This is a genomic window from uncultured Campylobacter sp. (assembly GCF_938017775.1).
Taxonomy (GTDB): domain Bacteria; phylum Campylobacterota; class Campylobacteria; order Campylobacterales; family Campylobacteraceae; genus Campylobacter_B.
Window position 1 is genome coordinate 23398 of the sequence record NZ_CALIIU010000023.1, and the last position, 10919, is coordinate 34316.

Sequence of the window (10919 nt, forward strand, 5' to 3'; positions counted from 1 at the left end):
TTTTAGTTTCTATTTAATTAAATCCTAGAAAAACGGCTATAATACGCGCAAATTTTCAAAAATAAAGGCAAAATTTATGAAAAAAACTCTTATTTCTTTAGCGGCGAGCTGTGTTTTTACGTTTGCGGGCGGGATAGAATTTAACACGCTGAGCGCAAATTTTTCGCAAACCGTGCAGAGCGACGATGCAAAAATCAGCTACGGCGGCGATTTTAGCGCCACAAAAGAGAACGCCGTGTGGCATTACAAGACCCCTACGATAAAAAATATATTTTTTAGCTTCACAAAGGTCGTGGTTATCGAGCCCGAACTCGAGCAGGCCATCGTCACGAATATCAAAGAAACGCCAAATTTAACGGCGATTTTAGCGAACGCAAAGCCCAATAAAAACGGCGTTTATGAGGCGAGCTTCGACGATGTGAAATATCTAATCGAGCTAAAAGGTGATCTGCCGAGCAAGATCAGCTACACCGATAAAATGGACAATAAGGTCGTCATAAATCTAAGCAACGTCCGCAAAAACACGCCGGTAAACGAGGCGATCTTCAAGCCCGCAATTCCGAAAAACTACGACATCATCACGCAGTAGGCGCGCGTGAGGCTACTTTTCGTCTGTCACGGCAACATCTGCCGCTCGCCGATGGCGCAGTCCGTGGTGCAAAATTTCATTAATCAAAGCGGTCTAAGTGCGCACGTGAGCGTGGATTCTGCGGCGACGCACACCGACGAAATCGGCTCGCCGCCCTATTACGAGACGCAGCGCGTGCTAAAAGAGCAAAAGGTACCGCTCGTAGCGCATCGCGCCGTGCAGGTCACGCCCGCAGACTACGAGCGCTACGATCTCATACTTTGCATGGACGATGAAAATATGCGCTCGCTGGGGCGAATTTTTCGCGGCAAGGATATGGCTAAGGTAAAATTTCTTTTGGAATTTGCAGGGAAAAATTTTATAGACTGCGATGCATCAAATTTCAAAGGCTCGGCAAAGCAAACCGACTTAAATTTAAAGAGCGGTGGTTTAAATTTAACCGCCTCCGAATGCCTACAAATCGCCGATCCCTACTACACGCGCGATTTTGAGCGCTGCTACGCAGATATCAAGCGCGGCTGCGAGGGGCTCTTGCGATACATTAAAAATTCAGACGGAATTTGCTAAAATCCGCGATTAAATTTTAGCGTCTTTAAAAAGGCGCGGCTTAAAGCGATAATTCAAGGAAAAATATGTTTAGGCTTTTGATCGTTCCATATCTGATAATTGAGGCATTTACGACCTATTATTTCGTAAGCGCAAACGGCTTTGCGGCGTATGCGGTGGAGATCGTCATAAGCGCGATTTTAGGCGGATACGTCGTAGCAAACCGCTCGTGGATGGGCTTTTTTAATCTAATGAAAATCTCGCCGAAAGAAATTTTAAGCGGTGTAGGCTTCGTCGTAGGCGGCGTTTTTCTCATTGCACCGGGCATTTTCGGCGATATTTTAGGCGTTTGCATAATCACCGCGTCATTTTACTGCGTCACCAGCGACGTGCCTAAATTTAACGCTAGCAGCGAAAATTCCGAAAAAAAAGAGCGAAAATTTTGGCGACGCAGCCGCACAAGTGACGATGTAATCGACGTAGAGGTGATCGAAGAGAACGAAATCGAGATTCGAAAAAGCATAGGAGAGGAAAAATGAAAAATTTGATCATCGCTACACGCGGCAGCGTGCTTGCGCTGTGGCAGAGCGAGCACATCGCATCGCTACTTAATGCCCGTGGCATCCAAGCGCAGCTGAAAAGCATGAAAACCAAAGGCGATAAAATTTTAGACACGCCGCTTGCAAAGATCGGCGGCAAGGGGCTTTTTACAAAGGAGCTTGAGGAGAGCATGCTTCGCGGCGAAGCTCACATCGCCGTGCATAGTCTAAAGGACGTGCCCGTGGAGTTTCCGCAGGGGCTCGTGCTAGCTGCAATCTGCGCGCGCGAGGATGTGCGCGATGCAATGATTAGCGAAAAATACGCTAAATTTAACGAGCTACCCCGCGGCGCAAAAGTCGGTACCACGAGCCTTCGCCGCAAAATGCAGCTGCTTAGCATACGCCCCGATTTAGAGGTTATCTCCTTGCGTGGCAATGTCCAAACCCGCTTGCGAAGGCTAAAGGACGATGAATTCGATGCGATTATCTTGGCGATGGCGGGCATCAACCGCCTAAATTTACGCGCCGAAGTGAGACACGTAGCGCCCTTTGAAGTCTCGCAGATGATCCCCGCGATGGGACAAGGAGCGCTAGGCATCGAGGCGGTGGACGAGCCGCAAATCCTGCGCGCGATAGAATTTTTAAAAGACGAGCGCGCTATCATCGAAACGACCGTGGAGCGAGATTTCATTAGGGTTTTGGAGGGCGGCTGCCAAGTGCCGATCGGCATCAACGCGCGCCTTGACGGCGAAAATATCCACATCAGCGCGATAGTTGGCCTGCCCGACGGCAGCGAGAGTATCCGTCAAAGCATCGTCGCGCAAAAATCTCAATACCGAAGCGTAGGCGCGGAGCTCGCGCGCGTTTTTATCGAAAAAGGCGCAAAGCAACTTCTCGCGCGCGCTGAAGAGATGGCGAGCCTATAAAAGGCGAAATTTACGTAGTTTTAAAATTTGCAAAATTTTGAAATTTCTAGAATTTATGGACTTTTTAAATTTATAAAATTTCAAAAGGTTAAATTTTGAGCTTATTCAGATTTTTTAAAACAGCGGGATTTTCAAAAATTTTTGCCTCGCTCATACTTTGCGCAAGCTGTGCGTTAAACCTAAACGCGAGCCCCAATGAGGAGCTTGTCCGCTCGCTGTTTAGCGACGCAAACTTCGATAAAAATCTTTATTTCAAAGGCGAGATGAGAAGCTATTTAAAGCGCAAATTCTACGCGGCAGATAATTATAGCGAAATCACGGTTGCTCCGCTTGGACGCAGCGACGAATTTAGCGAGATTTTTCACGTATTTTTGGGCTCTAAAGAGAAGCACTTCGATCTTTACGTCTATACTAAGGAGGACGGAATCTACGCCGTGCGAGTTTTGGCGCAAACCGCCATTATTGAGGCTATCGTAAGCGAATATGAAAAATTTAACGAGGCGCAAAAACGGGAGTTTGAGCAAAGAACCGATGCGGATATCGTAAATTTAAAGCTAATCTTAGCGCCCGATAAAGAGCTTATGGAGTTTGGAAAACAAAACTTATCGGCATTTGAAAAAATTTACGAGCTTTACGCCGGCGGCGAGTCCGAGCGCGCAAAGGCGGAGATCAAAAGCCTGCATCTCTCTCACGCCGAGACGGAGGGCAAAAGATTTATGCTACTTATCGGCGGGATTACCGATAACTCCGTGGGCTTTTTGCGGGTGCAAGATGAAGCTGACCTGCCGCAAATGAGCCCTAGCGAGTTTATAATGATAGAAAAAATTGCGCCGAAGTGGTATCTTTTTAAAACCACATAAAAAGCCGCGCCGCAAGCGGATTTAAAGCTTCGCGGCTATCTAAATTTAAAAGCGATACCAAAGCCTTAACCATACCGTCGATCAAAAATCGAGCGAATTTTAAATTTAAATGGACGATCTGCAAATTCCGTCTGCCGCGACTTTTGGGCGAAATTTTAAAATTTTGAAGTCTAAATTTAAACAAAATATCGCCAAAGCGCGCCCCGTCGCCCTAAATTTAGAGCCAATGAGCGAGGCGGCGTAGCCTTAAATGCCATCCGGCTTGGACTTAAACTGCGCAAAGTCCACTCCCGTCGCGTCCAAAACCGCCCGCGAATAAAAATAGAGGCTGTAAAATAGCTTATCGTCGTAAAAGTACTCCTCCCAGCGCTCCTCGTCGTCCTCATCGCTCTGCGGCCACAGATATTTTTCCGCAAGCATATCCGAAAAGCTCGCCAGCGGCGCTGCGTGCGAGATCTTATCGGCGTCATCGCAAATCTCAAGCATAAACGCAAAAAATCCGCCGAGCCGAGCCGCGATAATGCCTGCCGCTTCGTTTTCGCAGTTTTCGTTTTCGCTGTTTCTGCCCGCCGCAATGTTTCTCTTTTTGCCCGCCGCAGCGCGTGCTTGCATAAAGATACGCGCCAAAAACAGCAGCGCAAAAGGGGTTGCGTGCCAAAACGAGCTTTGATGTTCTATCTCGTTAAAAATTTTGCTAAGCGCACCCTGGGCGGCTTTAATATCAAATTCTTCCCGCTCGCTCGCATCCGAGCTCTTATTCGCCGCGCTCGTTTTAAATTTACTCGCCGCACTCGCTTTAAATTTTATCGCCGCGCTATCGGCACTCTTAAATTCCGCCTCGCCGCACTTCGCCGCGTCTGTTTTAAGCTCCGTCTCTCCGCCCGCTTTAAATTTCGCAGCCTCGTTATCCGCCTTTTGAAATTTGGACTCGCTCGTTTGCGCTAAATTTATGGAATTTTGCGCCGCGCCGCATCTTGCTGCATCCATAGAATTTTGCCAGCAACCGGGCTTGCTTTTTAAATTTTGCCCTGCGCTGGACTCGGTTGTTGAATTTAACACTCTGTCTAAATTTTGCTCACCGCCCGAACTGCGCGCCGCATCACAAGCTTCGATTGCCCGCACGAGTTTCTCAAAAATTTTGGGAAACTCGCTCGCCCTGCCGTAAGCGGTCGTGAGCCTACTCCACGGCACATCCTGCACTTTTAAATTTGCGATATATTTCAAATTTTGCTCATTCATCCGCGCTCCTTGCGAATATTTTTAAATTTAAGCTCTGTGAGCCGTTAAAATTTGCGCTCTCGGTTCAAATTTAGCCTCTTTCGCACGCAAATTTAAACCGAGCCCAGGCGCAAATTCTACCTCGTAAGCTCCCTGCTCTGCTCGATTAGATCCTCAATCTGTTCGCGTGGCACCGCATCAAGGCAGACGCTGATCCAGTGCTTTTTATTCATATGATAGGCTGCAAAAATTCCTTTTCCGTCACGCAAAATTGCCGCCAAATCAGGCTTTATCTTTAAATTTATCACATCGCTTGAGCCAGGAAGTGCGCGATCAAGCTTTTCGTTTGCAAGCCCGCGCATCAAAAGCGCAAACCACTTGCGCTTCCCTCCTGCGTGACGAAAAACCGCGAAATTCGGATATTCATCCCATAGATACTCGCCATCCGCGTCGTAGCGCTGCTTCATTAGTTTTAGGACGCTGCTGAAGTTCATTCTCGTTCCTTGATATCGATCTTTTCCCTGCGCAATCGCGCCAGCCACTCATCCAGCGTCTTTTCAAAGCCGATCCCCTTGCTTTCGTAAAATTTCGCCGCCTCGCTCATATAGGCCTGCTCGACCCAGCCGCCGAAGTCGTGCGGGTATTTGTAGTCTGCGATCTGCTTGTCCGAGTTGATGAGATAGCGCGGCGTAGGCAGCGGCGCAGCGGAGCGAACGAACTTCAAAGCGGCGTTGATGCCCAAATACGCGGCGTTTGATTTGGGGCTGTGCGCCAGATAGATCGCGCATTGCCCCAAGATAATGCGAGCCTCGGGGTAGCCGATCTTGCTGACGGCAGTTAGCGTGCTGGCGGCGATATTTAGGGCGTTTGGATTGGCATTGCCGATGTCCTCGCTGGCTAGGATCACCATCCTGCGCGCGATAAAATCCGCGCTCTCGCCCGCATCTATCAGCCTCGCGACGTAATACAGCGCGGCATCGGCGTCGCTGCCGCGCAGGCTTTTTATCATCGCGCTTGCCAGCTCATAATGCACGTCGTCGCTGCTAACGCCCGCAGCCACGGCATTTGCACGCAGCGTGCGAAGCGTATCCAGCGTAATGGCGCTGTCTGCCAAAAGCGCAAATTCCAGCAAATTTAACATACTCCTTGCATCGCCGCTACTGGAGTTTAGCAGGTATTTTTTCGCCTCCTCGTCCATCTCAAAACCGATCTCGCCCTGCACCCGCGCTAAAAGCGCCTCCAAATCCTCGTAGCTAAGCGGCTCAAACTCAAAGATCATCGAGCGCGAGCGGATGCCGCTGCTTAGCACGAACTGCGGATTTTCCGTCGTCGCGCCGATGATGATCGCGGCGTAGTTCTCCATCGGGATGAGCAGCACCTCCTGCTGCGTCTTGCTGAGGCGGTGGATCTCGTCGATGAAAATGAGCGGCTTGATGAGCGAGCCGGCGTGCGAGGATAGAATTTTGCGGATATCCTCGACCTTCAGGCTCGTGGCGTCAAGCTCGTAAAAATCGTAGTTCAGCTCGCTTGCGATCACGCGCGCCATCGTCGTTTTGCCGCTGCCTGCGGCGCCGAAAAATATACTGTGCGGGATGCTGCCTGCGGCGACGAATTTTTTAAAAACCGCTACGATCTTGCCCTGCCCCACGATCTGCTCTAAGCTTTTGGGGCGAAATTTCAAGCTCAAACTCATTTTGCAACCTTAAAAATTTTGCCCCGATGATAGCGTTTTTATGATTAAATTTTGAAATTCGGCTAAATTTAAAGGGCGGAATTTTGAAATTTTATTTACAGCGGAGTTTAGAATTTATGCACAGCGCGGGCTTGAAATTTGCGGCGCGCAGGAGCTTTAAAATTTTAGACAGGATTTTAAAAATTTTATGCCGCGCGCGTGAGTTAGCGATATAAAATTTTGCTGAGTACAGATCGCGCAGATTTGGCGGACTAGGCGGCTTTAAATTTAATGCCCTGCGTTGCGCGGTCGCGCCGTCATACATAGCGCGCCCGCAATTAGCTTGGCGTGCAAGATGAAATTTTAAAATCTAGCCCTATTTTGGGGCTAAATTTTATCTCGCGACGGGCGATGGCCGCTAAATTAGCAAATCAATAAACGCAAAATCAGCAAAGCTAAAAATCGCGATGCTTGCATAAAATCATCGCGCAACCATCGCAACTATCGCCTCGCCCCCGCAGAAATGTATTAATTCTCGCGCCTACGTAACGCGAAAAATGTAAAATATAGTCGGGCAATCGTCGCAATAACCCGCGCGATCGCGCAAAACTCATCGCGCCAATTCCGGCGCCAGCGTAAAATTTAATCTCGAGAAGCTGCGCGCCCGCGTAAAATGCGTAAAATTACCGCGCTAACGCCGCACCCACGCAAAACCGCCGCCTATTTGAAAAGCTCGGTAGAAAGGTACCTCTCGCCGGTATCGCAGAGGATCGTAACGACCACTTTGCCCCTGTTTTCAGCCTTGGCGGCGATCTGTGCGGCAGCATAAACGTTCGCGCCGCTTGAGATACCCACGAGCAAGCCCTCTTTTTGCGCCAGCTGTCTAGCCGCGGCGAACGCATCGTCGTTTTCGACGCTCAAAAAGCCGTCAATGACGCTTCTATCAAGATTATCAGGGATAAAATTTGCGCCGATGCCCTGGATTTTATGGCCGCCCGCACTGCCGCACGTAAGAAGTGGCGAGCTAGCGGGCTCCACACCGTAGGCTTTTAGGTTTGGATTTTTAGATTTTAAAAATTTCGCCGTACCGCTGAGCGTGCCGCCGGTGCCAAATCCCGCGACTAAAATATCTACCTTGCCGCCGCTTTGCTCCCAAATCTCAGGTCCAGTGCTTTGAAAATGTGCCTTTGGATTGCTCGGGTTATCAAACTGGCTCGGGATGAAGCTATTTGGAGTGCTCGCAGCCAGCTCATTTGCCCTATCCACGGCGCCTTTCATTCCAAATTTCGGATCAGTCAGCTCGATTTTGGCGCCGAATGCCGCGATGAGCTTTTGGCGCTCGATACTCATCGAGCTTGGCATCGTTAGAATGAGCTTCATACCGAGCTTTGCCGCGATCATCGCAAGCCCCACGCCCGTGTTTCCGCTGGTAGGCTCTATCAAAACGCTATTTTTATCGATTTTGCCTGAGCTTAGCGCGTCTTTTACGATCTGCCACGCGATGCGATCCTTGACCGAGTGGCTTGGGTTTAAAAATTCTGCCTTGGCTAGGATGAGGGCATTTTTGCCAAACGTATTGATTCTAACTAACGGAGTATTGCCGATGAGCTCCGTAACATCGTTTGCTATTTTCATATTTTTCCTTTAAATGCTGAAATTTAAATACTGGACGCTTCGCGCCATCATCTCCTCGTAGCTGCTTAGAGGCTCGTTAAATATCTCTGCTAGCTTGACGTCGAATTTCTCAAAAAACGCCCGCAGTCCGGGATCACTCATCTGAATGCTAGTCATCCGCAGATCCTTTTCAAGCGCGGTAAAAATTTCACCGAAAGTAATCTCGCTAGCATCTCTGGCTAGGTGATAGCCGCCGTTTTTGCCTTTGATACTACACACTAGCTTTTCGTTTCTAAGGGTATTTAGAATTTGCTCCAAATAATTCTTAGAAACTCCCGTACGCTCGGCGATCTCTTTTATACTTATCGGCGCTACTTCGCTAGCTTTGGCGATCTGCAAAATTGCAGCCAGCCCATAAACGCCCTTTGTGCTTAAAAGTGCCATTATTTCAGTGCCTCACTAAGATCAGAAATTAAATCATTCGCGTCCTCTATACCCACGCTTAAGCGGATTAGACTCGCAGGCACGCCAGCGCGGTTTAGCTGCTCCTCGTTTAGCTGCGAATGCGTCGTGCTCGCAGGATGAGTGATGATCGACTTCGTATCGCCGATATTTGCTACGACGGAGAAAATTTTAACCTTACTAACCGCTTTTAGCGCTGTTTCTTCGCTATCTACGATGAAACTCATCAGACTGCTTGCATAGCCGTTTTTAAATTTCGCTTTAATCGCGGCATTAAATGGCGAGCTTGCAAGCCCCGGATAATTGACCTGCTTTACTTTCGGATGATTTTGCAAAAATTCTGCTATTTTTAGCGCGTTTTGCGAGTGTTTTTGCATCCGAAGCGGCAGTGTTTCAAGTCCCTGGATGAGCTGAAACGCGTTAAACGGCGATAGCGTCGCACCAATATCGCGAAGCAGGGACAAGCGAATCCTAAGCGTGTAAATGTCGAAATTATCTACTAAATCCGCATAAACTAAGCCGTGATAGCTCTCGTCGGGCTCGTTGAAATGTGCGTAACGCGGATTGCCTTTGAGTTTGGAATTTAATCCTTTGCCCGAAACGATCGCACCTGCGATGCTAAGACCTTGCCCGCTTATGTATTTGCTAGCGCTGTGGATTACGACATCGGCGCCGTCATCAAGCGGATTGTAAAGCGCAGGACTTGGGATCGTGTTATCCGCAATCGTTACTACGCCGTGCTTATTTGCGATTGTAGCGATTTTAGCGGTATTTGCAACCGAAATTTGAGGATTTGAAAGCGTCTCAAAAAAGATCGCTCTAGTCTTATCGTCGATTAAACCTTCCAAATTATCTGCCGTTTCGGAGTCAAAAACCCTAGCTTCGATGCCGAAACGCTTGATCGTGTGCGCTAAAAGCGTAGTTGCGCCGCCGTAAATTTTCTCGGCGATGATGATATTTTCGCCCGCCGCGGCTAAATTTGCCACCGCAAAAAATATCGCCGCCTGCCCACTAGAGACCGCGATTGCGGCTTTGCCGTCTTCCAGCGCCGCAAGTCGCGCCTCAAAAACATCAGTAGTAGGATTTGTCAAACGCCCATAAATAGGTCCTAGATCACGCAGCGCGAAACGATCGGCGGCCTTTTTGCTAGAACCGAAGTTAAACGCGGTGCTTTGATAAATGGGAACAGCCATCGTGCCGTAGCCGGCGACGGAGTCGTAACCAAAATGAGTTGCGAGGGTTTCTTTTTGCATTTTCGTCCTTTGTAAAAAATTTGGCGAATAATAGCGAAATTTTAAAATAAAGTCAAGTATTTTTATATGATTTTAAAATGCCTATAATACAGGATTTTCTAAAAAAATGTTATTAAAATATAGTTTTAATTTTGATATAATATGTTTATAGAAATAAATTAGGGGGATATTCATGGAGAAATATTCATTAAAAAATGACTTCTTGGGGGAAGTTATTGGTTCATTTATATTAGTTCTTTTTGGAACAGGCTCTGTGGCAGCAGCGGTATTATATGATGCACATCAGAGTTTGTTCCAAATTGGTATGTTATGGGCATTTGCGGTAACTTTTGGTATATATATGACTAGAAATTTAAGTAATGCACATTTTAATCCAGCGGTATCAGTAGCTATGGTCCTTACTGGGAGAATGAGTGCTAGAAGATTACCAACGTATATTGCAGGACAATTTATCGGAGCCTTACTAGGTTCATTAGTAATGTATGGAATTTATAGTTCATCGATAGCGCAGTTTGAGGCCAAAAAGAACATAGTACGTGGAACATTTGAATCAGTTGCCACAGCAAAAATGTTTGGAGAGTATTATAATCAACCGGGTGGGTATAACATTTCTATGCCAGTGGCATTTACTGCAGAAGCACTAGGAACGTTTTTATTAGTTTTAATTATATTCTTATTCACAGAAGGTGCTAATGTAGGAAGACCAAACGATAATATGGCTCCTGTACAAATAGGTTTAACTGTTGGATCATTATTGTGTTTACTAGCACCAATTACTCAAGCTGGTATGAACCCAACGCGTGATTTCGCACCTCGTTTAGTAGCATGGGCCTTTGGTTGGAAATCAGCAGCATTTCCAGATGCTAGCGGTGGCTTCTTCTGGGTTTATATACTTGGACCAATAGTTGGTGGAGTATTAGCTGGATATTTATTTACTAAAGTGCTAGAACCAGCATTAAAAAGACAAAATGAATTAAATAAATAATATAATAAAGTTAGAGGAGAAAAGAATTATGACAAACAAAACAGATTTAATTTTAGTAGGTGGATTTTTAGGAGCAGGGAAGACTAGTCTTCTATGGGAAGTTGCGAAGCGTTTAAATGAAAAAGGGCGTAAAGTAGGATTAATTACAAACGACCAAGCAAGTGAATTAGTTGATACTTCATTTTTAGAAACTAACAATGATATCGTTGAAGAAGTAAGTGGAAGTTGTTTCTGCTGTAACTTTAACGGTTTTGC

14 protein-coding genes are annotated in these 10919 nt (G+C 47.2%); 7 read left to right on the forward strand and 7 right to left on the reverse strand.

Features of this window, described 5'->3' with window-relative positions:
• The first annotated feature begins 76 nt into the window (after positions 1 to 76).
• The 5 genes from lolA to Q0537_RS04345 all read left to right on the forward strand — a co-directional run bounded on the left by lolA (position 77) and on the right by Q0537_RS04345 (position 3460).
• A complete protein-coding gene (gene lolA, locus Q0537_RS04325; RefSeq protein ID WP_299225397.1) occupies positions 77 to 589 on the forward strand; it encodes a LolA-like outer membrane lipoprotein chaperone in 513 nt (170 codons plus the stop codon).
• Between the two features lie 6 nt (positions 590 to 595).
• Positions 596 to 1156, forward strand: a complete 561-nt coding sequence (locus Q0537_RS04330; protein ID WP_299225399.1) for a low molecular weight protein-tyrosine-phosphatase — start codon at positions 596 to 598, stop codon at positions 1154 to 1156.
• A 65-nt stretch (positions 1157 to 1221) separates the two neighbouring features.
• Positions 1222 to 1674, forward strand: coding sequence for an FxsA family protein (locus Q0537_RS04335; RefSeq protein WP_299225400.1), 453 nt, complete (start codon positions 1222 to 1224; stop codon positions 1672 to 1674).
• Positions 1671 to 2600 (forward strand): hydroxymethylbilane synthase, encoded by a 930-nt coding sequence (hemC, locus tag Q0537_RS04340; protein WP_299225402.1) that lies wholly within the window; start codon positions 1671 to 1673, stop codon positions 2598 to 2600. Before Q0537_RS04335 ends, hemC begins: the two co-directional genes overlap by 4 nt.
• A 95-nt stretch (positions 2601 to 2695) precedes the next feature.
• The gene (locus Q0537_RS04345; protein ID WP_299225404.1) at positions 2696 to 3460 is read left to right on the forward strand and encodes a hypothetical protein; all 765 of its coding nucleotides are present in this window, start codon (positions 2696 to 2698) and stop codon (positions 3458 to 3460) included.
• Here Q0537_RS04345 and Q0537_RS04350 read toward each other — a convergent pair.
• The 7 genes from Q0537_RS04350 to Q0537_RS04380 all read right to left on the reverse strand — a co-directional run bounded on the left by Q0537_RS04350 (position 3447) and on the right by Q0537_RS04380 (position 9679).
• Positions 3447 to 3644 carry a hypothetical protein gene (locus Q0537_RS04350; protein ID WP_299225406.1) on the reverse strand — a complete coding sequence of 66 codons (198 nt, stop codon included), beginning with the start codon at positions 3642 to 3644 and terminating at the stop codon, positions 3447 to 3449. The two genes, Q0537_RS04345 and Q0537_RS04350, sit on opposite strands and share 14 nt — an antisense overlap.
• Before the next feature lie 62 nt (positions 3645 to 3706).
• The gene (locus Q0537_RS04355; protein ID WP_299225408.1) at positions 3707 to 4699 is read right to left on the reverse strand and encodes a hypothetical protein; all 993 of its coding nucleotides are present in this window, start codon (positions 4697 to 4699) and stop codon (positions 3707 to 3709) included.
• Between the two features lie 116 nt (positions 4700 to 4815).
• Positions 4816 to 5172 (reverse strand): MmcQ/YjbR family DNA-binding protein, encoded by a 357-nt coding sequence (locus Q0537_RS04360; protein WP_299225410.1) that lies wholly within the window; start codon positions 5170 to 5172, stop codon positions 4816 to 4818.
• Positions 5169 to 6371, reverse strand: coding sequence for a replication-associated recombination protein A (locus Q0537_RS04365; protein WP_299225412.1), 1203 nt, complete (start codon positions 6369 to 6371; stop codon positions 5169 to 5171). Before Q0537_RS04365 ends, Q0537_RS04360 begins: the two co-directional genes overlap by 4 nt.
• A gap of 699 nt (positions 6372 to 7070) precedes the next feature.
• Positions 7071 to 7985 (reverse strand): cysteine synthase A, encoded by a 915-nt coding sequence (cysK, locus tag Q0537_RS04370; RefSeq protein ID WP_299225414.1) that lies wholly within the window; start codon positions 7983 to 7985, stop codon positions 7071 to 7073.
• A gap of 9 nt (positions 7986 to 7994) precedes the next feature.
• Positions 7995 to 8408 carry an Rrf2 family transcriptional regulator gene (locus tag Q0537_RS04375; protein ID WP_177387438.1) on the reverse strand — a complete coding sequence of 138 codons (414 nt, stop codon included), beginning with the start codon at positions 8406 to 8408 and terminating at the stop codon, positions 7995 to 7997.
• On the reverse strand, positions 8408 to 9679 hold the full coding sequence (locus tag Q0537_RS04380) for an aminotransferase class I/II-fold pyridoxal phosphate-dependent enzyme (RefSeq protein ID WP_299225416.1): 1272 nt from the start codon (positions 9677 to 9679) through the stop codon (positions 8408 to 8410). Before Q0537_RS04380 ends, Q0537_RS04375 begins: the two co-directional genes overlap by 1 nt.
• Before the next feature lie 172 nt (positions 9680 to 9851).
• Here Q0537_RS04380 and Q0537_RS04385 point away from each other — a divergent pair, with 172 nt between their 5' ends.
• Together Q0537_RS04385 and Q0537_RS04390 are read left to right on the forward strand one after the other, a co-directional pair.
• Positions 9852 to 10664 (forward strand): MIP/aquaporin family protein, encoded by an 813-nt coding sequence (locus tag Q0537_RS04385; protein WP_299225418.1) that lies wholly within the window; start codon positions 9852 to 9854, stop codon positions 10662 to 10664.
• A 28-nt stretch (positions 10665 to 10692) separates the two neighbouring features.
• Positions 10693 to 10919, forward strand: a 227-nt coding sequence (locus tag Q0537_RS04390; RefSeq protein ID WP_299225420.1) for a GTP-binding protein, incomplete at its 3' end; no start/stop codon positions are given.